A 23,862-nucleotide genomic window follows, 5' to 3' on the forward strand; every position below is an offset into this window, starting at 1 on the left:
ACGCGATATATAAAACGACCTCATCATTTCTTTTCTTATCACCACACGTCAAACTCGCCGATATTCCCACAGTCAACAAACCGCCACATACCCTATAAAATTCAACCACTTAAATAAACTATCGCTTGAATCATTTACGCTCATTTCTCTTATCAATTTTCACAATATTTCGATAACGATTTTTTGTCGTTATGGTCATTTTTATTCGTTTTACTCTTCGATACTCAAGCCTCATAGTCGCGGTGATTTCTTAATCAATCACCCTTTTCTTTTTATCAACCAATGAGGATCCTGCCTTGGAAAACACTCACGATTTCGCAGTTAACGCTGGCTTTAAAGTACCGGTAATTGCGCTATCACTTTATGCCGTAGCATCAGGTTACTTAATGAGCCTGATCCCACTTATGCTTAACGAATACGGTATTGATGCCAGTCAAGCAAGTTGGTTGGCGAGTGTATTTTATGCCGGATTACTTGTAGGGGCGGTGGCTATTGAGCCAGCCGTGAAATACGTAGGACACCGTATTGCTTTCGTTGCGTGTCTAGCGGTTTTCGTACTAACAATTATTGCACTACCCCTAGTGCCTGTTGCCAGCGTTTGGCTAATTGCTCGTTTTATCGCGGGTATTGCGGTAGCTGGAGTGTTTGTTATCGTTGAATCCTGGTTGCTTACCGGCGACGAAACAAGCCGAGCAAAACGTCTTGGTTTGTACATGGGTTCGCTGTATGGCGGTTCAGCTCTAGGGCAGCTTGGTATTGGTCTCATTGGCGTTGAAGGTATTATGCCTTTCATCGTTATTTTGACCATGCTTAGTGCCGCTATTATGGTGTTGCTTTTCATCCCAACACAACAGCCACAAAGTGCACATTCAACCCCATTAACATGGAAGCAAATGAGCAAATTAAGCCACGCTGCCATCATTGGATGCATCGTGTCAGGTTTAACTCTTGGATCAATTTACGGCCTGATGCCTGTGGAGTTATCGCATCGCAATGTGTCTCAAGGACACCTTAGCGCGCTAATGGCATTGGTGATACTAGGTGGTATGGCAGTCCAGCCTATTGTTCCTAAGCTCATTCATAAGGTGGGTCGTACACCACTGATGGGCATGTTTTGCTTAGTGGGTGTCTTTGCGATTGGTTTGGTGATTTTGAGCAGCGATCTGAGCGTATTGGCAGTCAGTTTATTCTTGATCGGTTTTTCATGCTTCGCACTGTACCCGATTGCGATCAACCTAGGTTGTGACAAGCTAGATGAAAACAATATTGTATCGGCAACGCAAGTGATGCTGTTTTGCTACAGTGTTGGCTCGGTCGCGGGACCGGTTATTGCTAACTGGTTTATGAATGGCACCCAAGGTCTAATGGCCTACTTACTGGCCACAATGATGGCAACGGCCATTTACATGATTATTGCTAGCATAACAACGAAGAAGCACATGGTGGCTGGAGAATAATTTCTTCATCTGATCATTTCGCCAGCTATTCGTCTATTCAATTACGAGTCCAGACAAGCCATCGAGTATAACTCGATGGCTTGATTTTCAAGCTTGTTTTGTTGCAATCAAACCTGTCATGGGTGTAATCGCCTCGCTATCTGGGAACACATTCAGTAACGTAGCGCTATCCGCTAAATAATGATCCGCAAGCACACCCTTTATGACAGAGCGAGTATCCGTCGTAGGCGCTAAATCTCTACCTTCGAATAACTGCGCCTCACCTAAGCCCGGCCAATCAGACACCACTTGTCCTTTTTTAATCGCACCACCTGCTAATAACATGACATTGGCCGTGCCATGATCCGTGCCTTTAGTGCCATTTTCTCGTGCGGTGCGGCCAAACTCACTGGCACACATCACCACTGTTGATGCCCATTTATCCCCTAACGCTGATTTCAGTGCCAGCAACCCTTCATCCAATTTTTTAAGCTGGTTGGCGAGTCGTCCTTGTGTCGTTCCCTGCGCGGAATGCGTATCCCAACCACCAAGCTCTAACACCGCAATATTAGGACCTTGCGGCGTATTGATAAACTTGCCCGCCTGCGTCATCAAGTTTGAAAACTGTTTGCTTTGGCTTGCACTTCCTAGCATTTTTTCTAACTTCATCGCTTCTGAAAAATTAGAGCCAAGTTCAGGATCGGATTGAAACAGATCCGCCAAGATCATCGCTTGCTCCTCTTTTGCTTTAAGTTTATGAGGGTACCAACTGCTCACTTTCATCTCACCCTGAGCAATTAACGGCAAACCAGAGTCGATGGCAATCGCTAAATTACGCTTCTCAGTCATCAAAAACCGATTAAGCCACCCTTCCCGTTCCAATGGGTTTACCGTGCCGTTTTCTAGCACCTTCTGACCATCAAAATGCGATCGACTACGATAGCCAGTAGCACAAGCATGGACAAACATCGCCTGATCGTTTTGATACCACTCAAAGACGTTGTTAAGCGCTGGGTTTAACCCATAACCACCTTCTAAACTCAACAATTCATTGGCATCAAAAGCAAGAGTCGGTCTAAGCGTGGAATACGCTGTGTCAAATGTTGGTACCACCACATTCAACCCATCCATCGCTCCTCTAAGTGTCACCCATATGAAAACATTCGGGCTGTCTGTCGTCGCGAATGCGAGATTAGGTAGACAAGTCACCAGTGACGTTGCACCAATGCCTTTCAAAAAATTTCTACGTGATGTCATTGTTCACCTACCTGTATTGAAACTGAGGGCTCATCCACAGCACCACTAGCTTGGAGACCACATCTTGCGCTTTTTCGATCGCTACGAGGGTGTGCTCATCGACATGCTCACCATACAGCCTTTGCAGAATGTTATTGATCGTATCCTGCGGACGTTGTTTATTGCGTTTTAGTTGCCGAACCGTAAGTTGCGCGACCTGATTCGCCACCTGCCATCGCTGGGTCAACCCAGATGCGCTATTGTAATCAGCATCTTGATCAGACCACCCTGCTGGCGATCCCGCCATAAAAGGCTCTTGGCCGAGTTGTCTCAACATATTGTGCATTTGTTTTTGATTCGGCTCAAAGTCTGCGCTACGTAACACCGCAAAATACCACTCTTGAGGCGTTCTAAACCTTAAGTGCTTTGGCTCATCTGCTAGCGGGCTCGCGATTAACTCTTCATAAACGGGCATTAACTGCCCTTTATTTTCCAACCATACCTTAACCAACGTTTCGATTAGATCTTCATGGTTTTCGCCGTAAAAGTGCTGCACTAACTTCCCACATATATGTTGCGCGGTCTCTGGACGTAACGCTAAGTCCGTTAAGCATGCCATGCCCTGCGCTTCGCCCTCTTGAGAATAAACCGTGTCTAATACTCGTATCGCACCGGGTTCATGTAACGCTGGATTAAAACGATAACCCGCCTCTTTTGGCCCCATGGTGACAGACCAGCCCGTGATACCCTGAGCAAGCTCAATAACATCCGTTTGCGTATAGCCACCACTCACTCCTAGTGTGTGTAATTCAAGTATCTCCCGTGCAAGGTTCTCATTTAGTCCTTTATTGCGTTTTTTACCTGCTTTTGAATTCGGTCCAATCGATTGATGATTATCCAGAAAGATCAGCATGGATGGGTGCTGACAGACAGATATCAGCATAGAACTAAAGTCAGATTTCCAAGCCGTACGAATAACCTCATTTTCTACGCCTGACGCAATAGGTCTCACACGTCGAGTGTCAGCAGAAATAGCAAAGTGATTACTCCAGAATTGAATCAGCCGTTCTTGAAATCCATAGGGTGAATACAGTGATTGAAGATTACGAGCATGAACAAGGGTCCGATAACTCTCTTGAAAGAAAGCATTATTGGCCTTAGACAGAGTCTGTTTTTCTTCCGGGGTTTTGGCATCCTTACGTCGACGGTTCAGCTCTCCCATATGAGCCAGCATTTCTGGGGTAGATGGCAACTCGGCAATCAATTCATGCGTGTAGCTATCCATCGGCAACTGCTTTGCCAAAGAAAGAGGTGCATTGGCATCTCCAACCCGTATGCCCAATCCAAATCGTTGTGGAGCGCCCACCGCCCAAACTTGCACATTGTCCATGATACCTCTCACCTTGCTGCACTTTTCCTGATTATATTTTAGACCGAAAGCATCAATAGCAACACTGATCAGCTTGATCTACATACACAGCACATACAAAAACATTATTGAAGCCTTGCGCGTTATTTATATGGTATATATCTGTTTTTATGCTCTTTTCCGTCAGAATACCGTTTCGTTTCTATTTTGTGTTTAAATTTGATAACTCGCCCTCAAAAAACCACCCTCCGTAGAATATACGATGCAAAGATGTTAATTGATTGTTACGGTTTATTATAAAAACGGAGAGGAAAACGCATGGACGATCTGAAATTTTACGTAACGCATGATTACTGCCCAAATTGCAATGCTGTCACGACGCAGAATGTTTTTGAATTAACTGAGCAACATACTCGTGATGCGCCACAAGCAGCGGTTAAAACCGAGCACACCTGTGAAGGTTGCGAATCACGATAAATAACGGATAAAAAAACGGCGCTCATTTTAGAGCGCCGTTTCTTTTTAGCTTCTACTTTGTGCTCGGGTACTTCTGAGCAAAAGCCTGTTACCTATGAACGTTTAGGTTGCATATAGGTCTTGCCAGCCGCTTTGTACGTGTCACTTTGCTTTAAGTCAAACAGTGCGTCGAAGAACCAAGCGACAAACTTAATGACGTCATCGCCTTCGTTCATGATGTGCTCAACATACTCTTCTTCTTCACCTGCATCACTGGTGCGAACAGACACGTGATAGATACGTTGTTCACCATCAACATCCGCCAAAGCAAATTGACCAGTTAGACTTTCTGCTGCTTGTGCAACGTCTTCATCATCACATGCTTTTAGTGCATTTAACGCATCAGGGAGTACTTTAAATAAGCACAGCTCTTTTACCAACTTTTCGAATTCATCTTGTTGCATTAGTGTCACCATATTGTGGTTGCGATTATAAGCTCGCAACTTTCATTTCTTGTTTCTTAAGCATCGCATCCAGTTCATCTCGACGGGCGATAAATTGCTTAAGTTCGCTCTTTGGCACAGAGTCTGCCATAGGAATGTTTGCTCGCATAGCGTTAACCGGCCTACCACGTACGATTAGCTCATAATGCAAATGAGGACCCGTGACACGTCCAGTCGCACCAGATAAGCCAATACGTTGCCCACGCGTGACTTTTTGTCCCTTTTTCACCAGTATCTTACTTAGGTGTAGATAACGGGTTTTATATGGACCACCATGATCAACCACAACATACTTACCTGCATAGGGGTGATTTCTCACCATGGCAACAACGCCATCCCCTGTGGTCAACACCGGCGTACCAGTACGTACCCCAAAGTCGGTGCCGTTATGTGGTGACACTCGTCCAGTGACAGGATGACGGCGGTTAGGATTAAAGCCCGACGTAATTCGGTGATTTGTTACTGGGTAGCGCATAAAGGCACGTTGCAAGCTTTCACCTGCGGCATCGTAGTACTGACCATTAGAGTGCAAATAAGCCGAGTACATGGCACCACGGTTAAAAATCTTAATTGCTTGAATTTCAGAGTTGCCGGTTGCTACACCTTCAACCGTTTGACTACTTTTAACCACTTCAAATTGATCACCCGCGCGTAAATCTCGGGCAAAATTAAGCTTATCTTTTAACAGGGTAACGACTTGATTAATTTCATTTGGACCAAGACCAAGCTTATTGGCGGAAGCCGAAAAGCTACCGTTAATCTCGCCAACTAGTGCCGCGCTGTTCCAAACTCCAGGTATCGATATATCTTCAAATTCGAAACTGCCATCATCTAATCGATGATAAACTGCTTTCTCTGCGACATTACGACCTAGTTCTAACTTAGTCAGAGCTTGAGTTTCTTCATCTTGCCAAAAACGAATTTTATCGCCAGGGCGCAATGTATCCAACACTAGGAAATTCAGATCTGTTTCCATTACAGACATCATATCTCTGTATGGGAAACCAAGCTGATCAAAAATTTGGCTCAAACTGTCGCCAGGTTGAACGGTGTAAGCGTACTTAGGAGGCTGAACAACTATCGCTTTATTTGCCGATAAAGCCTCAACAACTGGGGAATCGTTAAGGTTTAAATCGACCGTTCCTTTTAGCGTAGAGTCAGGAAGGCTGTGTAAAAAAGCAAAGGCTGCCAAAAACGGCACGGTGAAAGCGATGCTTCTTTTTAATTTTGAGTTACGAGCTTGAGTGCTTGCCACACTTGGTTCGCCCGGTATTTGATTCGATTGCACAATGGTTCCAATGCAGCTCATAAGAAGGGCTATAGAGTAAACTTTTCTGCTGTCAATTGCATCAATCGTTAGGGAAAGAAAACGTAAAACATGTGATTGTAATGTAAAAAAGCGAAGCTAATCGCTTCGCTTTTCATCAAATTGAGCTAACGCACTATGCGGTTGTAACCGTTATGCTGCTCTTGCAGTTATGCAGTTATGCAGTTATGCAGTCTTAACAATACCGTTATCTGCACCGAAACCATTAGGCACATAGTGATCGGCTTCGGCATCGTTTACCCACTCCGTCTCATTAACCAGATAACGGAATTGATACTCAGCATCTTTAGGTAATCGAGTGCGATATTTAAACGATTTAGTTTTGGCGACTTTTTTCATTTGGATTGGTTGCCAATCATGAAACTCCGCCATCAATACCACACTATCAACGTTCGCCCCATCAAGTTCGAACGTTACCTCTACTTCATCTTTAGTTTTAAAAAAACGCTTATTGATCATCGCAAGCTCCATTTGTACAAAAAATAACAACATCTAAGTGCATACTATTCAATTAAACTCACATTCACAACACCGAGAGCGTGAGAAATTTATCGAGCAGGCTAATGATGCAAAGAAATTATTGGCACTTTAGTTGATTGGTTTTTGAAATGTCACACGTCAACGAGACCTCATCCTGCGGGTCCTCATTCATCGATTGCGCCGCATTGTGTTGTTTAAAACGTACAATGACAGATTGCTCCCAGTCCACCTGTGACACTTGAACCCTGTCACCAAGCCACGCAGAGTCTACAAGGATGATTCTTTGCCTAGCCTTATCCCAATCAAACAGTCCTAAGTAGTAAAATACCCCTGAACCTTGGTTGCTAACAGCGAAAGGGACCACCACTTGAGACAGCACCCCTTTCTCCGTTTGCTCTTGTTTAAATTGATACAATAAGTAAACGTGCCCTCGCTCCATACCATTATCGTATCGCCCTGATGCCACTTGCTTCATTGGGTCAATATCGGTAAGCAAAGAAAACGCGCTGGTATCTGGTACCTGTAATGTCCATGGATTGGGCGTCGAGAGCCCTAGAATTTCATTCACTACTTCATCACTCTCTACATGATGAGAGGGAAATTTGGCGAGGATCTCTTCATCAGTCAAAGAGAAACGATACACTCCTGCAACCACAACGATGAGTAGCAAAACAATTGGCACCAATAAGATAAGTGGGATAGGCAGTTTTTTTCTTTTCATACGCGTTCAGCTCTGATTCCATATTTTGAAGCAGTTCCATTTCGATACCATGTGTCTGGTACCACCCTTACATGAGATTCTATCGTGTCGCGAGTTAACTCGCACGCTCAAAGTCTTCGTTACCCTCTATACTGTAACCATCGCTAACACTACAGATGAATAAAGCGGGGCAAACTTCGCGGATATTATGAATATTTAGTCTTCATTGATGAATAGTATTGCTTCGACGAGCAAAAAAAAGTAATCTCTGCCCCACTTGAGCAAATATGGATGTTTAGTGAATAATCAAGCGACGGAATCGCTGATATTAACTAGTTGTAACACGAGATAAAAATGCAAAATAGCGCTCAACCTGTCCCTGAAACAGGTAAAAAAGGCAATTTCTGGATGTTTTTCATCCCGTCATTAGTGGGTTTATTCCTGTTTATGGCACCTATTAGCTACGATGGTGGTTTGACTATTCCTGTCGCCGTTTTAGCCAAATCTCTACAAGCGGCAGTTGGCGACATTATCGTCCCTCTTGTGACAGCAATCATTGCTTTGATGGCAGCAGCGTCTATTTTAACTCGCATTTTCAAGCCTGCTTTCATCAACAATAACGACTTCCTAAATGGTTTATTCAACCCAAGTCCAATGTGGTTAGCGGTGAGACTCATCGGTGGTCTTGCGGCCGTCATGACTTACTTTCAATTTGGTCCAGAAGCTATTTGGGAAGAAAACACTGGCGGTCTTGTCTTAGAAGGCTTATTACCGACACTGTTTTCGGTGTTTATCTTCGCTGGATTACTCCTTCCACTGCTGCTCAATTTCGGTTTATTAGAACTGTTTGGTGCGCTATTAAGTAAAATTATGCGCCCGATATTCAACCTACCTGGTCGCGGTGCCATCGACTGTATGGCGTCTTGGCTTGGCGACGGCAGCGTTGGTATTCTGTTGACTAGTAAGCAATACGAAGCAAAATTTTACACCATGCGTGAAGCAGCGGTGATCGGTACTACCTTCTCAGCGGTATCTATCACGTTTAGCCTGGTCGTGATTGCTCAGGTAGAATTAGAACACTTATTCTTACCGTTTTATGGCGCGATTTGCTTAGCCGGTATTGTTGCAGCAATCATTATTCCTCGTCTTCCGCCACTTCGTAATAAAAAAGACGTGTTTATTGATGGCACCAAACCAAGCGCAGATGCCGAAGTCACCCCGACTGGCATGTCTACCTTCTCTTGGGGTTTGGACATGGCACTTAAGCGTGCCGGTACAGTCACCTCTGCAAAGTCCGTATTTGGTGAAGGCATTAAAAATGCCGTTGATATGGTATTTGGTGTATTGCCAGTAGTAATGGGGCTTGGTACGGTTGCGTTGGTCATTGCTGAGTACACCACGGTATTTGAAATACTGGGCATGCCATTTATTCCTTACCTTGAGTTATTGGGCGTGCCAGAAGCAGTTGCCGCATCAAAAACAATTGTGGTTGGTTTTGCCGACATGTTCATCCCGTCAATTCTAGCAGCGTCTATCGACAACGAAATGACGCGTTTTGTGATTGCTGCGATGTCTGTGACGCAGCTTATTTACATGTCTGAAGTGGGCGCTTTGTTATTAGGAAGCCGTATTCCAGTCAATATTATTGAGCTGTTCGCTATCTTCATCTTACGTACACTGATTACATTGCCTGTGATTGCTGGTGTTGCTCACCTGATTTTCTAATCACCAATGATTCAATCAAAGGCTCGCTTTCGGCGAGCCTTTTTTATTGCAACGCACCTTTACCTTCGCAATTTTCTATCTTCTCCCGTCATTGAGTTAACGTAGCGAGTAATTATGCCGCTACGCTACGACAAGCACACCTCAACATCTATTTTCTCGGTAAACACCGCCTTGATCGTTAAACAACGTCAGCTTAAAGCCGCCAGAGAGCCGATTATCGCTCATTGTAGGGTTACGCCACCCCATAGCTTTCAACTCACCCATAGGTCTATTTAGAGCTCTGCGTTGTGAATATCCATCCGTCACTTTTATCTTATTAAGCTAACTCTTATGGTGTGTGATTCGCACCTGATGATATCAGCCCACTCAATCACAACTAGGCAGCAAGTAAGAGACGACTAAGCGGCTACGCATCTACCCTGAGTGCATCAAAGCAGCAGCCTCACTGTAATCCAGCTACACACTGTGCAATAAGGCGCATTCACAAACACTATGCTGGGTACCTAAAGTGAGATCATTGCTTACCTTTATGCCAGACATACAAAAACGGAGCCTATCGGCTCCGTTTATCTACATTTATTAGCAGTGTTTTAATTCTATACGTTTAAGCGATGCGCTTAGAAGAAGTATTTGAAACGAACACGCATGCCTGTATCTTGGTTTTCTTCAAAGATTTTCTGTGCCGTTTTATCGTCTACTTTCGTGTAGTACGCACCTAGGTAGATTGAAAAGTCATCAACAGCTAATACATCAGCAAACTCGTATGAAGCGTATACGGTATCAACTTTTGCCTTACCGTCAGCGTAGCTTCCTAGCTCTTTTGATTCATATTCGTTAGCTGCGTGAATATAGCCAAGACCAAAACCTTTATATAGTGCGTTTACACCAACCGTCATGTTGTCTTCATCTACCGCATCCATATATGCGAAGTTAGCTATCAAATTCCAGTCAGCTGTCGAGTAATTAGTTGTGATGCCGTAACCTTTACGGTCTGAAATATCCACACCTGATGTCTCTGTAATAACCGCATCTTTAACTAAGTTTGCTTCCAAAGAGGCAGCAATACCAAAGTTACCTACTTGATAACCGACTACTGGGCGAAGCAATACAGAATCTTTGTTGTTCTTAACCTTTTCACCGTGATAAGTCGCATCACCGTCAGTCCCTGCTGGGCTACCAAACAACACTGAGCGGTCACCAATCATAGAGCCTAGCTCTAAATATAGGTTGCCAAAGTTTTGGCTATACATGATTTGGCCATCAGAACCACGGCCTCGACCTTCTTTCATTTGGTAAACATATGCCGCGCCATCACGATATAGATCGTTAGCTGTATCGCCAGAGTACTCTAGGAATGTGTCTTGACCTACAGGGAACATATCAAACGCTTCGAAACGACCCATGCGTATGTTCCAACCATCTTGCGCACCAAATGCGAACCATGCGTCATCTAATGCAACATTGCCGCTGCTTTCCATCAGTGGCTGCACGTTAACTTGCAATACGTGACCATTTTGAGTGTAACGCTCACCTGCGAATTCAAGGAGAATACGACCAGACTGGTTAAATGCATTTTCTTTTTCATTTGCGCGCTCTAAACGCTCAAAGTTGAAGTCAAATTCAACGTCACCGCCGATTGAGAAGTTACCTGTTTCGTTATCAACAATGCTAATTCCAGCATTGGCACCCATTGCTGTTGACACTAAGATTGCAGCAAGCGAAAGCTTAAAAGTGTTTTTCATTATGAACCCCGAGAAAATGTAATAAATATTGTTTTTATTGTTCGGCTCTTATATCCGTCTTTGCTAAGTAAGCTTCTATGAGCCCATCATTCGCAAGGTGAATAACTAAGATGCCTAAAAGTTATATACCGAATGAACGAGGTGAATTTTCACTAAAAAAACGAATATGGACAATCCTAATAATTTAAAAATGCCTATCTAAATCACGCTTTTAGAAATACAATAAAAGCCTTACATATCAATAAGTTACATATAAATAAATATACATTTAGCATAAAAGATATTTCTTAAGGTAATTTATGGGAACTTTTTATCGGGGAAAATAAATTCAGTGATTGAGATCACGGCTTAGATCAATGAAACAATACGAAACATTGATACCACTGCGTTAATTAATAGTTATGTAAATGTAAGTTACTGACCGAGTTGAAAGTAATCCAAACCGCAATAATACGACATCGTTAGTCGACTCTCTCAGTAGACCGAAACGTCGCGAATCTAAAGCGTCACGATATGAATGCATAAGCAACCCATCCCTTAATAAATTCTTGCTATTGCCAGAAATTGCACTAGTTTAAAACATAGAAACTCGTTGATTGGAGGCATGGCGTTATGGTAAGAACCCTAGAAAAGGAAATCGTCACAACGGTGCATGACCTTAACAATGCTCAGTTACTGGAAGTTAAACGCTTTATAGACGCTATGACGACAACAAAACGTAATCGTGACCTGCTGAGTGAGGAAGAAATAGACATGATTCGCTCACTCACTTCTGACCATCAACGAAAGTAGCCAATTCTTTGTCATTAGTTGGGAAGACCAAACGCAAAGAGGCCAGCATTATGCTGGCCTCTTTGCGTTTGGTCATACTAGGTTACTGCCATTCAAAATTGTGACAGCGTCACCAATATTGCGTTCTCATTTATTATCTAGATGCCGAGACTAACTCTTGAGGCGTTGACCATGTATAAACAAATTCATCCACTTTTTTTCCACAAGGTGAATCTCCTCGCTGGCTTAGTGATCTTATACCACCAACCGATTCATAAAAGTGCACCGCATCTTTATTACCTGCAAGCACTTCCAAAAACACGCCATTATCAGGATAGTATTTTCCAGCCCATTCCATTGCTTGCAACAGTAAAGTCTGACCGACGCCGCGTCGTTGTGCGGATGAAGACACATGTAAATTGTCGATGATAGTTCCATACTCGGCACTATGGTTGCCAAATAAACAAATGAAGCCCAATAGCTCACCCTGCTCTTCTGCCAAAATAACATGTTGGCTGAATGGTGGATTCAATAATCGCGCTTGCCAAATCAGTAATTTATCATCCAGTGCTTGTTCATCGAGATACGACTGTCGCATCATTCCTTTATAACTCGATTGCCAACTTTCAGCATGCAACTGAGCGATACGTTTATAATCAGAATATTCTGCTATTTTAAAATCCATTTAATAGTACCTACTACTTAACTATTGTCATATCCATTGATTACATACTAATAAAATGTAAACAAATTGCAATCTATGCTACTTAAAAGCTAACGGTTCACGCAATTATCCTTTGAAACTTACTGTTCACAGCGCAAGATCTCATGGACAACCTCAAAGGGCCCCATAGAGATTGACGATCTCGTTGGTTGTGGTTTTGGTTTTGATTTCGGCTAACGCAAAGACTTGGTCATCCAAACATCACATCCATTATGTAGAGTGCCAGGAAAAGGCGCATCCAAATGCTGGAAACCTACGGATTCATAAAGATGAATCGCTGATTTCATTGACGTTAGCGTATCCAAATAACACGATGTAAAACCCTGCTCTTTCGCAAAAGATAAGCATTGCGTCGTCAGCGCCTTGCCAATTCCATGCCCTCTACTCTCAGGAAGTAAGAATAATTTTTTGAGCTCACAAACGTTAGATTCGCTACCAAAAGGGGCGACGCCACAGCCTCCAACGACTTTACCGTTAAGTAACGCAATCAAATATCGACTGTTCGAGTCAATACCATAGTGGACACTCATCGCATTGACTTCGTCATCCGAAGGACCAAATCCTTCGCCGATCGCACCAAACTCTTCGCCTACTCGCTTAATAATATCCCGAACGGCATCATTATGTGGTTCCGTTATCTCTACAATTTCTACCTGCATAGTAATTCCCCATCAATATTAAGTTATGCGCGCAATAAAATTAGACTAACGATAACCCCATAGGATTGAAAGGAATTTATTGGCATAAACCATGCCCTTAGCCATTGATATAGCGAAGGTGTTAAAAGGGGCATGAAGGCATAAGATAGAACATAGATGTGATTTCACTTTTAAACTCAACACGCTACTATCATCACTTAAGTAGGCTATTTACGCTGACACTCGCAATACTAATCGCAACATCAATTGTAATAACAATGCAAAGACACGATGGCTAAAACTATGAATTCAAATTACTTGTTGGCAATCACTACTATGACGGCATTCGCGCTCAATTCGTTATTTGCACGTTTCGCTCTGGGATTTCAGGCCATCGATCCTATGAGTTACACCCTTATTCGCTTGTTAAGCGGCGCACTCGCCCTAATCCTTCTGGCCCTGTTGTCGTTCAGATCAACACGTGATTCAGCATCGCCTTCATTGGGGTTTCTACCCTCTTGTACTTTAGGTGCATCACTCTTGGGATACGCTATCCTATTTTCTCTTGCTTATGACCGTTTAGATACTGGAGTGGGTGCACTGATTTTGTTCGGAACGGTTCAGTTGACGCTGATTGGTTATCACCGTTTAAGCGGTCATGCTATATCGAAAATGGAAATGTTGGGCATTGGACTCTCATTGGTGGGTTTTGTCACTCTTATGCAGCCTTCGCAACAACAGCCCGATTTCAGTGCAGCGTTCCTGATGTCGCTGGCAGGTATAAGTTGGGCTATTTTCACTATTCTAGGCAAACAATCTAAACATGCACTGATCGCGACCAAACAAGGTTTTATTTTTGGTGCTGGGATGATGACGGTGCTCTATCTAGGCTACGCCCTCTACTTAAATGATGCGATCGTGACGACCACCTCACTCTACCTAACACCACAAGGGGTCGGCCTTGCGCTACTTTCTGGTATCGGCGCGTCGGCCATCGGATACTATTTGTGGTATTTACTGCTGCCAAAAATCGACCTACTGCAAGCCTCCTTGTTGCAGCTTACTGTCCCTGTCATTGCATTAGCGCTTGGCATGGTGTTCATCGGCGAGCAAATAACCGTCTATTCTTGTATTGCTACCTTACTGATTCTCGGTGGCATCGCACTCGCCTCTTTTAGCAAAGTGCGCTTACTATAATATCGTAAAGTGTGCTCACTATAATATCGCAAAGTAGAAACAAACCGTGCCACCAATACAACGGTAAATTAGATACAAAAGGATAATTGGTAACTCTGCGCTACTTAGTCTAATTTAAGCGTCGAATACGCTTCCACCCTTTAGGATGAATTATGTTGAATGTCGCTCTCAAATCGCTGATTTTAAGTTTACTATTTCCAGTTATGTGTATGGCTAGTGCCACCCCTGATAATACACAAGACTCAGAACAAGACGCTGGGCAAGCTCTCGTCAACCTGACGATGATGCTTGACCTCAAAGGTATTGAAGAGTCGATTGCTCAATCTAGTCAGTCAATTGATAATCTAGCGGTATCGTTAACGTTACTATCAAAAAACGAGAGCTTGAATGACGAACAACGTCAAGTACTTATAGATACCATAGAGAACATTGATGAGCTAACAGAAATATCAAAAGCCTCATTAATTGCTTTACCGGGAGCGTTAGAGCAATCACAAAATTCAATAGCAAAAAGCACAAAGAGCTTTGTTTATGACGTTCGGTTTAATGTCTTATTACTGTTGGGCGTGGTGGTGGTTGCCATTGTATTGGCGTTGATTGCCGCTTACTGGTTTATCTTACGCCCTATGCAAGGCACTATCTTGCTCGCCACAAGAAATGTATCCCAAATGGCAAGCGCGATTCAAAAAACAGCTACCGCCTTGGAAACCACCACTGAAAACCAGAAAGTGATAACAGAGCGCATAAATAATAACGACACCGCACAAACTCAATCGTCGGACCAAACCTCTCTCAGTTGAGGCCAACCCCATGTGGTGATTTCGACCCCCTTTATGACCCCGTGAAAGCTCAATGTTTGTCTATGATGAAACATTGGGCTGACATACCCTTCATGAATCAACGCCGAACAAATGGGCTCAAGGTGCTCAAGGTAGTCCCGAGCGGCAATGGACCCTCTTATTCTCTTTAACTGACCTCGTAACCAGTCACTCGATTGCGTGCTCAAAACTGAATCAATGACGGGATCACTGGCAAACGCAAGCATTGCTGACACTTGTCGGTTGTCATCTAAATTTAAGTTTGTTAGCACCAGATCATAATTCCACTCTTTTCCCATCGCCTGTTGGAGAAAGTCTCGATGCGAAAGAACCGTTATCGTCGCGGTAACACTCAGCTTGGCAAGGATCGCTTGTATTGCTCGACTACAACGGATCAGTCCTGGATGATCATAAACGACGAGGGATAACGAAGACGGAAGATCGGTATTCACTGCACAGATGCGATTGACCTGATGCCAAAACGGGAAAAAGTTATGCGCGACTTGAGCACCGAACGTGATGCTGTTGTCGACCAATGCTTGCCAAATGGCTTCCCCTTGCAAACACTCACTTAACCATTTTCGTTGTTGTAAGCTTAAGTTTCCCGATCGTTTTCGCTGATTGAACAGCAAAAACAGGCAGCCGTCTTCAATGCGAATTTGCGACTCCGGCTTTGAAACTGAAGAAGTTAAAACACCTTTGTTTGAGTCATGCTTCAACAAATTATTACTATGGACATCAATTAGAGGTTCTGTCGAAATGTTATTAGCACTCGCGTTGGCGCTAGTATTAGTATTCGTATTAGCATTGGTATTGGTATTGGTATTGGTATTGGTATTGGTATTAGCATTGGCAGCATCGTTAATACCACAAAGAGTATTCTTCACCTTACCGCCTAGCAATTCATGCCCACAAAACGACGATGGGTCATCCGTTCGCTTTTTTTCGAGCAGCCATATCGTCACTTCATCCGTTAATGCCCGTAGAGAAAAGTAACGTTCATTCGCTAATAGCGATACTTTCTGTTCGGTGTGTTCTTGTAGTAAAAACACGCCTGATCCAACCACTCTATTAGTGAGATTCCATGTGTCATTGAGTTGTTGTGGGGGTTGAATAGAATATTTTAGGTCACTTAGCAGCGCACAAAACCCTCGATCCGGACGGTTCAACGTTACGACTACCTTCAGACCATGATTAGCCTCAACAGATGCCACATGATCCAGTTCGTATTGATAGAAAGGCAGATTAGATAACATCAACAGCAGCTCACAAACGGCTTGAGCAGTGATCGCTTCACCGTTGTCAAACTGCAACCCTGGTCGTAAGTAAAAGCTCCAGCAACAAAATGAGTCATCACTTTGCCAATAATGTGCTAGTTCAGGCTGTAAATTACCGTCTCTATCCATCGAAACTAAACACGAATACAGCTGGCGAATAAGAAAGCGCTCGCTATTTCTTTGAGGTTTATGGGGAACAAGTCGTTCAAAACAACGATCATACGTGAGCTGTACGTTCACTCGCCCTTCTTTTAATACCGCACCCGATGTTTGTTGAAGCAAAGTGCCAAACAACACTTGGTCGCCATTTAAAAATTCAAGCGCTTTTTCATATTTACCCGCTGTCACCCAAGATTTAGCAACGTGTCTTTTTACCTCTTCAACACCGAATAGTCGTGCGAGTACAGAACGTTGATTACGACCGGCTTTTGGCAACCAATTTACCCAACCTAACTCAGTCATTTGTTTAAGTAACGTGCGTGCATGCCTAGGGCTGGTGATCATCTGCTCTGCAACATCGGCCAGCAGCACCTTACACTCCTGATTAAGCGGGTAATTTAGCAGTCTAGAGTAATAGCGATAAAGGTTTGATAATTCCAAGATACCTACCGACAACAAGCAAAGTTAATTCCTTATTTTAACCTATATGGCCAAAAGTTTAAATTTCTTGCTAAAAATGGCAATAACCGGAACACATTCTAAGAAATCCTATCTGTTTTATTATTCCCTATAAATAAGATAATAGCGGCATAGAAACAAAGACGTGTAGAGACATGGAAGTATTGAAAGATGGAAATATAGGCGTCAGCGTTAACACATTGGCCCCATTAACAACGAGGTAGATTCTCCATGAACAATTCAACGAAACACAATGATAACGGTCATCGTCCTATGGCTAAGTATTACTTAAGCCAATTCACTGCCGATAAAAGTAAGCTTCACCGCTTTGCTTTGACGTTACTCATTGGTCTTTGTCAGCTCTAAGTGCTTATTTTGAATTGCGGTGGCTTCATCATCTCGGTTTATGCTCCAACCCCCAACAAATCATTATGTTGTTGTCACCGCCCCACGCTACCATCGAATATAGATGGGCGTGCCGATTTTGACCAAAGTGATCAGTTCATCCATCTCTGTATTGGTAATGGCAATGCAACCGTTGGTCCAGTCAAAACTTTGGATGAACTTAACCGGTTTAGTGTAACCGTTCTTGAGTCCATGAATTTTTATGTTACCACCAGCACTAACACCCAACTCTTCAGCACGGCGACGATCGCGTAAGTTTGGATAACTGATGTGCATTGAACGATAAAATGCGGAATCATCCATCACAAAGTCCAGATAGTACTTTCCTTCTGGTGTGCGATTATCCCCTTCTTGAACTTTATGCCCTCGAGGGCTGGGTCCAAGTGAAATTCGATATTCTTTTACGACACTTTCACCCGACATTAAAAACATTCTTCGTATCGATTTTTTCACTTCGACACGGTCAATAACCGCGACACGGTCGTTATTCGTTTTTGAATCAGTATCGACAGGTAAGGCTGGGCTCACGCCTTTATTGGTTTGAATACCATTGGGAGCCGCAGCAGGTTGCAGCTTCTGTGGCGACGTATCAATAGACTCTGCGTTTGCTGGGTGCACGATTGCCCCGCTCTCTGTGCGTAGCTCAAATGCCTGTGCTGCCCACGTCACTGTAATGGCGAATACAACGACCACGAATCTCATTAACATCTACTTCCCCAATTTTATTCGCCCGGAGTTTATACCGACTCGAACCATATTCCAAGACACAGTCGCCTACTAAAAGTATAGGTTAGGGTACAACAACCTTATTGTTGCAATATAGCAACACAGATTACTTAAAATGCGCATATATCAACAATGTTTTTTAATCTACACTGTATTGGTCGTTAAAAAGAGGGTGTGACCTCTTAACTATTGAAGGTTCTATAAGATGAAAAAATTGGTCGTTATCACAGGTGCAAGTTCTGGTATTGGTGAAGCTATCGCTCGTCGCTTGAGTGCTGCCGGACACCCTCTGTTGTTACTTGCGCGTCGCGTCGAGAAGTTAGAGCAACTGGGTTTACCTAATACGCTTTGCGAGAAAGTAGACATCACCGATAAGGTGACCTTTGAAAATGCTATCAAAAAAGCTGAGGCGCTATTTGGGCCTGCAGATGCACTAGTCAACAACGCTGGGATGATGTTGCTTGGCCAAATTGATACTCAAGACGCGGGTGAATGGAAATCTATGTTCGATGTCAACGTGATTGGTCTTCTCAATGGTATGCAAGCCGTTCTTGCACCAATGAAAGCACGCAATTCAGGCACAATCATTAACATTAGTTCAATCGCTGGCCGTAAAACATTTGGTAACCATGCTGCGTACTGTGGGACTAAGTTCGCTGTGCATGCGATTTCAGAAAATGTACGTGAAGAAGTCGCTGAATCCGATGTCCGTGTCGTTACCATTGCGCCTGGTGCTGTGGAAACTGAGTTGTTATCTCACACGACATCGCAAGACATCAAAGACGGTTACGACCAATGGAAAGAAGTCATGGGCGGGGTATTAGCGGCGGATGACGTAGCAAGAGCCGTTGAGTTCGCTTACTCACAACCTCAAAACGTCTGTATTCGTGAAATTGTACTAGCTCCTACTCGCCAGCAGCCGTAATCCTTACACTAGAAAGGAACTAGCTCGCAATCCGTTGTATGCTGAAGCATGAGCAATAGGCAACAAGTCGTCGCCTATTGCTGTTCAGGTAAGTGCCCAGACTTAAACCACAGCGTTGTCGCACCGCTTACATACGGTTCATGATGACTTGCATGCGGACTGCGGGTCCAGGTTCCTGCAGGATAGGAGCCTAACTCGTCTTTAAGTTCTCCTTCTAGAACAAAAATCTCTTCGCCCCCATAGTGACCATGCGAATGATAGCTGTCGGCGTCTGTCCAACGAATGAGCGCAACTTGCTCGTTACCATGTTGATGTAACACCATCACCTCAAGTTTTTCCCCACATTTCTCCCAGGTTGACTGCGTAGTATCAATGCGTACAAACTGGGTATCATCTTTAGCAAATTGGTTGAGTTTCACTAAAATAATACAGCCTTGCTCACTAAAAGGCGTATGGTGACTACCTGGTGGGTTCCTTAGATACGTTCCCGCCCCATAATTACCTGTTTCATCAGAAAATACGCCTTCTAAGACTAGAATTTCTTCGCCTAATGGATGAGCATGTTGACTAAAACTAGCGCCGGGCAAATATTCGACAATACTGGTGACATGACCTGACTCCCGGGCTTCTCTCTCCAATGGCTTACGTCGTACACCGCTGGCGGGCGACTCAACCCATGTTTGTGATGCTGTGTCGATCACAACACGCTTACTAAAATCCATATTCAACATTTCGACGACTTTCCATTGTTGATACTAAACATTATTGACACTAAGTATTGTTGATACCAACTATTATTGATACTAAGTGCTGTTGATACTAAATATTATTGATACTAAGTATGCTTGAGACTAACCGTCATCATTAGCATTGGATAAGAGGCGCTAATGATGACAATTACCGCCAAATTATAACAAATAACTCACAAAATTCTTACCCCAACGTTAAGTTAGGCTGTTGAAAGCTTAACCCTTCTTTCTATACATACACCGAATCAACGACAAATAACTCTAAAGCCTCTATCTATATTCCAAAAATAAAAACTCTAAAATTCAATACGTTAAAATCAATAGTGTATTGCCAAAACCGTCCATGCCCGTCTGAGGTTTCAATAATAATTAAGAGGCAGCCGACAATAATCGATACAGTCTACAAGATATCCTATACACTGCATCTTCCTGTTTGTTAATTACCTTCATGTAGGCACCTCTATGTTCAGCGACTGGTTCAGTCAACCTGCACTTATTGCTATGTTACTGATCTTTATTGGATCATTTGTGCAGACTTCTATCGGATTTGGTTTAGCTATTGTTGCCGCCCCTTTGCTGTTTCAAGTCTCGCCCGATTATGTACCCGCACCAATTTGCTTGGTCGCATTATTTATCTCCATTCTAAACGCTGCTAAGCATCGCAGTAGTATTGCGCTTGGCGGACTAAAAATGGCATTGATCGGCCGAGTACCTGGGTCACTAGCAGGCGCACTCTTACTAATCTACGTTTCAACGCAAGTCTTATCTTTATGGCTGGGAGTGCTTGTCGTTATCGCTGTTGTGATAAGCCTATTACCATTTCGAATTGAGCCAACACCGACCAAAATGGGGATCGCAGGTTTCTTCTCTGGCTTTTTTGGTACCAGCTCTGGTATTGGTGGCCCACCGATGGCTCTGCTGCTTCAACATCAGGAAGCCAACCAATTACGTGGTAATTTGTCCGCGTTTTTCGTCTTTAGCTCCGTCATTTCACTACTGGTACAAGCGCCAATTGGTTTTTTAACCCCCCATCACTTGCTTATCACCATCCCACTGATTCCCGCATCATGGTTTGGCTATAAGCTCGCTCTATTAACGACACACTCTTTGCCAAAAGAAAAAATTAGAATTGGTGCATTATTATTGTGTTCAGCCAGTGGGATAAGCGCTATTTATCAAGGACTATCCTGATAGAGGATAGTTAATATAACAAGTAACTATACAACACCTAAATTAAATAGAGCCAGCGTATAGCTGGCTCTATTTGTTATCGACTTATATAAATTTCAAATAATTAAATAAAATCTATAGTTTTTTCATATCTTTGGGGCATGATTGAAGATGTGTTGTCACAACATGACCATCGCCAGTAAGACAAATAGTACCAGGCGCCCCTCCCTCTTCTGCCATGCTACTAAATGACAACACTAAAAACCCGAACAAAACCATTATGTGTTTCATAAGCCATTTCCTTCCTTTGATTTATAATAAATAGGTAGCTGAATTATAACTACATAAAAAGTGTAGGATATTAATTATCCATTTCAAAAATTGTTAGTTATTCTCAGTAAATTACGGAGCTAATATCACACTTCATATATATCACTCTAATTAAAATATTACTAAAGCGAATAATAACTGACGTAGAAATAACATTTGCAAATGAATATCCCTATATGCTATTCATTCACTTAACGAATAGGGGGCGTTAATATGCGTATAAAACTGGGGCTTATAGGTATCGTAGCAAGTGTTTGTATGGTCACTGGTGCGACAGCCGTTCACTTTGACTCACTCACGTCTCCCAAATCGTTTGATACTTATGCTCAGATCATCAAACAAACCTATGAAGCCGAACTTTTCACCCTTTCTGTGTATAAGCAAGGTCATTATGGGTTGAGAATGTATCGTCAAACTCAAGACTCCAAATACTCTGTTGTGGTTTGGAATGATATGGCAAACGTCGTCAGCCGGCTTAATACACTATCGAAGTATGTAAAAACTCGCCAAGAGATTCGAGACTATTCAAACGACCGCCTAAACGATTACAAAAAAGGCAAAGACGAGCGTAGCCAACGTCGTTACGCCGCCACTAAGTCAGACCCTGAGTACTTCTACATGGGGTTAGATTTATTGCGTTATATGGCCAGATTAAATGAGTATGGGCTACAGCATAAAGACGATAAAACGCTTCGCGCCCGCCTTAAGCGCTATGATTTCCAATCGACTCTCACCAATCCCACCATGATAAAAGCGTGGGCGGCACAACTCGCTAACCAAGCCTATTGGCTTAAGCAAATTGGTGAGCAAGACTATACGCAATCCTTCATACAAGCCTTCCAAGAGACGTATCCAGAAGGTGAGGACTATCGCCTCAACGAGCAGCAATTTGCCAACAAGCTGTATGGTATGACTCATATTATTTTGGCAGACTCAGAGTATTACCAACGTACTGTCAACGAAAGCGATCATCAGTGGATATTCGATTACTTTAGAAAAAATATCGACGATATCATCGCACATACCAAAGAAGATGTGATTGCAGAGGTAGGGATCACCTTCTTGCTCGCAGGACTTGACGATGATCCGGTGGTAGATAAAACTCGACAAGCTATTATCAAAGCAATAAATAAAGAAAAAGGTATGATTCCTTCAGCGTCTGGGGACTTTGACTTTGCTTACGGTGAGCACCGTAATGTGCTTGCCATCATGTTGCTCAGTTGGCAAGCACCTAAATCAGGCCCTAATCTACATCTAACGCCAAAAATATTTTCCAAACTACCCTATGGTGCGGTCAAGAAACCACTATAACGACAATGCCCCTTAAGATAAGGGGCATTGTCGTTTCACTTCAAACCATTATTCTACATCGACCGCGATCAAACGTACTCACTGCCGATATTGTCCACGACCGTTATTGCCGGCCACCGATACTGTCTACGACCGTTACAGGTACTTGAGAGAGTCTCCATCTTCGGTAAAGACATGCACTTTTTCTGATGGCGCAGTCAGGTGAATGCGTTCTCCTTTATGGAAATCCAAAATACCCGGCAGTTTAGCCACGGTGCTTTCCTCATGACCCTCGACCCGAATATGCAGCAGCGTGACCTCTCCTAATGATTCGACAAATAGTACCTCACCGGAAATCAATGCCTCGCTCTCACTCGATACCAAGAAGTCCTCCGGTCTGATCCCTATCTGCAATGGCAACCCATTTAAGGTATCAGAGGCCAAAATAGGTAAATCGACTTCCATGCCATTCTCGGCGCGTATACGAGAAACGTCTCCTGCTTTTATCATCGATGCAGGACTGATATTCATCGAAGGCGAACCAATAAACTGCGCCACAAACACATTACAAGGGTTGGTATACAGCTCTAGTGGTGTGCCCACTTGTTCAATACGCCCGGCAGACAGCACCACAATGCGATCAGCCAGCGTCATGGCTTCCACTTGATCATGCGTAACATAAATCATGGTCGTTTCTGTCATTGCCTCTTTCAGGTTGGCAATTTCAATACGAGTCTGCACTCGTAGCGCAGCATCAAGATTGGATAACGGCTCATCAAATAAGAACACCTTAGGTTGACGGACGATAGCACGTCCAATGGCTACTCGTTGACGCTGTCCGCCCGATAAGGCTTTCGGTAAGCGGTCTAAATACGGTTCGAGCTGCAACATACGCGCGGCTTCCATGACTCGCTCGTGAATCGCCTCTTTCGGCTCTTTTGCAATACGCATTGCAAAAGCCATGTTGTCGTACACCGTCATATGTGGGTAAAGTGCGTAGGTTTGAAAAACCATCGCAATACCGCGCATTGCGGCAGGTAATTCATTTACCCGAGCCCCTTCAATGCACAACTCGCCCGCGGTAATCTCTTCAAGCCCCGCAATCATTCTCAATAACGTGGATTTACCACAACCAGAGGGACCAACAAATACAATGAACTCACCTTGATTGATATCGAGATCAATCCCATGAAGTACCTGTGTTTCACCGTATGATTTTTGTATGTTTTTTAAAGATAATCCTGTCATCT

At 43.4% G+C, this 23,862-nt stretch carries 24 protein-coding genes; 10 read left to right on the forward strand and 14 right to left on the reverse strand.

The genetic code is table 11. The annotated features are described in order from the left end of the window. Positions 1–296: 296 nt before the first annotated feature. On the forward strand, positions 297–1,457 hold the full coding sequence (locus tag M9196_RS05425) for an MFS transporter (RefSeq protein WP_250616508.1): 1,161 nt from the start codon (positions 297–299) through the stop codon (positions 1,455–1,457). A gap of 87 nt (positions 1,458–1,544) precedes the next feature. Here M9196_RS05425 and M9196_RS05430 read toward each other — a convergent pair whose 3' ends face one another. Together M9196_RS05430 and M9196_RS05435 are read right to left on the reverse strand one after the other, a co-directional pair. Beyond that, complete coding sequence (locus M9196_RS05430; protein ID WP_250616509.1) at positions 1,545–2,693, reverse strand: DUF1501 domain-containing protein; 1,149 nt, start codon at positions 2,691–2,693, stop codon at positions 1,545–1,547. A gap of 7 nt (positions 2,694–2,700) precedes the next feature. After that, positions 2,701–4,062 (reverse strand): DUF1800 domain-containing protein, encoded by a 1,362-nt coding sequence (locus tag M9196_RS05435; protein WP_250616510.1) that lies wholly within the window; start codon positions 4,060–4,062, stop codon positions 2,701–2,703. Positions 4,063–4,359: 297 nt separating this feature from the next. On the opposite strand from M9196_RS05435, the gene M9196_RS05440 reads away from it, so the two are divergent. Next, on the forward strand, positions 4,360–4,518 hold the full coding sequence (locus M9196_RS05440; protein ID WP_250616511.1) for a hypothetical protein: 159 nt from the start codon (positions 4,360–4,362) through the stop codon (positions 4,516–4,518). Positions 4,519–4,610: 92 nt separating this feature from the next. Here M9196_RS05440 and M9196_RS05445 read toward each other — a convergent pair whose 3' ends face one another. The 4 genes from M9196_RS05445 to M9196_RS05460 all read right to left on the reverse strand — a co-directional run bounded on the left by M9196_RS05445 (position 4,611) and on the right by M9196_RS05460 (position 7,528). Further along, complete coding sequence (locus M9196_RS05445; RefSeq protein WP_250616512.1) at positions 4,611–4,961, reverse strand: hypothetical protein; 351 nt, start codon at positions 4,959–4,961, stop codon at positions 4,611–4,613. 25 nt (positions 4,962–4,986) lie between these two features. Then, complete coding sequence (locus tag M9196_RS05450; RefSeq protein WP_284677097.1) at positions 4,987–6,309, reverse strand: peptidoglycan DD-metalloendopeptidase family protein; 1,323 nt, start codon at positions 6,307–6,309, stop codon at positions 4,987–4,989. Positions 6,310–6,492: 183 nt separating this feature from the next. Further along, a complete protein-coding gene (locus tag M9196_RS05455; protein ID WP_250616514.1) occupies positions 6,493–6,786 on the reverse strand; it encodes an isoamylase early set domain-containing protein in 294 nt (97 codons plus the stop codon). A 118-nt stretch (positions 6,787–6,904) separates the two neighbouring features. Continuing rightward, complete coding sequence (locus tag M9196_RS05460) at positions 6,905–7,528, reverse strand: hypothetical protein (protein ID WP_250616515.1); 624 nt, start codon at positions 7,526–7,528, stop codon at positions 6,905–6,907. A 333-nt stretch (positions 7,529–7,861) separates the two neighbouring features. Here M9196_RS05460 and M9196_RS05465 point away from each other — a divergent pair, with 333 nt between their 5' ends. Then, positions 7,862–9,232, forward strand: coding sequence for a YjiH family protein (locus M9196_RS05465; RefSeq protein ID WP_250616516.1), 1,371 nt, complete (start codon positions 7,862–7,864; stop codon positions 9,230–9,232). A gap of 617 nt (positions 9,233–9,849) precedes the next feature. Here M9196_RS05465 and M9196_RS05470 read toward each other — a convergent pair. After that, positions 9,850–10,974, reverse strand: coding sequence for a carbohydrate porin (locus tag M9196_RS05470; protein WP_250616517.1), 1,125 nt, complete (start codon positions 10,972–10,974; stop codon positions 9,850–9,852). A 612-nt stretch (positions 10,975–11,586) separates the two neighbouring features. On the opposite strand from M9196_RS05470, the gene M9196_RS05475 reads away from it, so the two are divergent. After that, positions 11,587–11,766: a hypothetical protein gene (locus M9196_RS05475; protein WP_250616518.1), complete on the forward strand. Its 180-nt coding sequence runs from the start codon at positions 11,587–11,589 to the stop codon at positions 11,764–11,766. Positions 11,767–11,899: 133 nt separating this feature from the next. Here the strand turns inward: M9196_RS05475 and M9196_RS05480 are convergent, their stop codons facing one another. Both M9196_RS05480 and M9196_RS05485 read right to left on the reverse strand, forming a co-directional pair. After that, positions 11,900–12,430 (reverse strand): GNAT family N-acetyltransferase, encoded by a 531-nt coding sequence (locus tag M9196_RS05480; RefSeq protein ID WP_250616519.1) that lies wholly within the window; start codon positions 12,428–12,430, stop codon positions 11,900–11,902. A gap of 212 nt (positions 12,431–12,642) precedes the next feature. Next, positions 12,643–13,128, reverse strand: a complete 486-nt coding sequence (locus M9196_RS05485) for a GNAT family N-acetyltransferase (protein WP_250616520.1) — start codon at positions 13,126–13,128, stop codon at positions 12,643–12,645. Between the two features lie 282 nt (positions 13,129–13,410). Between M9196_RS05485 and M9196_RS05490 the strand changes: the two genes are divergently transcribed. Together M9196_RS05490 and M9196_RS05495 are read left to right on the forward strand one after the other, a co-directional pair. After that, complete coding sequence (locus M9196_RS05490) at positions 13,411–14,304, forward strand: DMT family transporter (RefSeq protein ID WP_250616521.1); 894 nt, start codon at positions 13,411–13,413, stop codon at positions 14,302–14,304. Between the two features lie 152 nt (positions 14,305–14,456). Continuing rightward, entirely contained in the window at positions 14,457–15,104 is a 648-nt protein-coding gene (locus M9196_RS05495) for a hypothetical protein (RefSeq protein WP_250616522.1), read from the forward strand. On the opposite strand, the gene M9196_RS05500 is transcribed toward M9196_RS05495, so the two are convergent. Then, positions 15,074–16,999 (reverse strand): SgrR family transcriptional regulator, encoded by a 1,926-nt coding sequence (locus M9196_RS05500; RefSeq protein WP_250616523.1) that lies wholly within the window; start codon positions 16,997–16,999, stop codon positions 15,074–15,076. The two genes, M9196_RS05495 and M9196_RS05500, sit on opposite strands and share 31 nt — an antisense overlap. A gap of 249 nt (positions 17,000–17,248) precedes the next feature. Between M9196_RS05500 and M9196_RS23475 the strand changes: the two genes are divergently transcribed. Further along, complete coding sequence (locus tag M9196_RS23475) at positions 17,249–17,383, forward strand: hypothetical protein (protein ID WP_284677098.1); 135 nt, start codon at positions 17,249–17,251, stop codon at positions 17,381–17,383. 87 nt (positions 17,384–17,470) lie between these two features. Here the strand turns inward: M9196_RS23475 and M9196_RS05505 are convergent, their stop codons facing one another. Next, entirely contained in the window at positions 17,471–17,890 is a 420-nt protein-coding gene (locus M9196_RS05505) for a L,D-transpeptidase family protein (protein ID WP_406707625.1), read from the reverse strand. A 463-nt stretch (positions 17,891–18,353) separates the two neighbouring features. Here M9196_RS05505 and M9196_RS05510 point away from each other — a divergent pair, with 463 nt between their 5' ends. Further along, positions 18,354–19,073 carry an SDR family oxidoreductase gene (locus tag M9196_RS05510; protein ID WP_250616524.1) on the forward strand — a complete coding sequence of 240 codons (720 nt, stop codon included), beginning with the start codon at positions 18,354–18,356 and terminating at the stop codon, positions 19,071–19,073. 74 nt (positions 19,074–19,147) lie between these two features. Here M9196_RS05510 and M9196_RS05515 read toward each other — a convergent pair whose 3' ends face one another. Beyond that, positions 19,148–19,804, reverse strand: a complete 657-nt coding sequence (locus M9196_RS05515) for a cupin domain-containing protein (protein WP_250616525.1) — start codon at positions 19,802–19,804, stop codon at positions 19,148–19,150. Between the two features lie 480 nt (positions 19,805–20,284). On the opposite strand from M9196_RS05515, the gene M9196_RS05520 reads away from it, so the two are divergent. Beyond that, positions 20,285–21,013: a sulfite exporter TauE/SafE family protein gene (locus M9196_RS05520; RefSeq protein WP_250616526.1), complete on the forward strand. Its 729-nt coding sequence runs from the start codon at positions 20,285–20,287 to the stop codon at positions 21,011–21,013. Positions 21,014–21,127: 114 nt separating this feature from the next. Here M9196_RS05520 and M9196_RS05525 read toward each other — a convergent pair whose 3' ends face one another. Then, complete coding sequence (locus M9196_RS05525; RefSeq protein ID WP_250616527.1) at positions 21,128–21,283, reverse strand: hypothetical protein; 156 nt, start codon at positions 21,281–21,283, stop codon at positions 21,128–21,130. A gap of 252 nt (positions 21,284–21,535) precedes the next feature. Between M9196_RS05525 and M9196_RS05530 the strand changes: the two genes are divergently transcribed. Then, entirely contained in the window at positions 21,536–22,633 is a 1,098-nt protein-coding gene (locus M9196_RS05530; RefSeq protein WP_250616528.1) for a DUF3541 domain-containing protein, read from the forward strand. Between the two features lie 135 nt (positions 22,634–22,768). On the opposite strand, the gene M9196_RS05535 is transcribed toward M9196_RS05530, so the two are convergent. Continuing rightward, positions 22,769–23,860, reverse strand: coding sequence for an ABC transporter ATP-binding protein (locus tag M9196_RS05535; protein ID WP_250616529.1), 1,092 nt, complete (start codon positions 23,858–23,860; stop codon positions 22,769–22,771). Between the last annotated feature and the right edge of the window lie 2 nt (positions 23,861–23,862).

The sequence above is a fragment of the Vibrio methylphosphonaticus genome, assembly GCF_023634655.1.
GTDB lineage: Bacteria > Pseudomonadota > Gammaproteobacteria > Enterobacterales > Vibrionaceae > Vibrio > Vibrio methylphosphonaticus.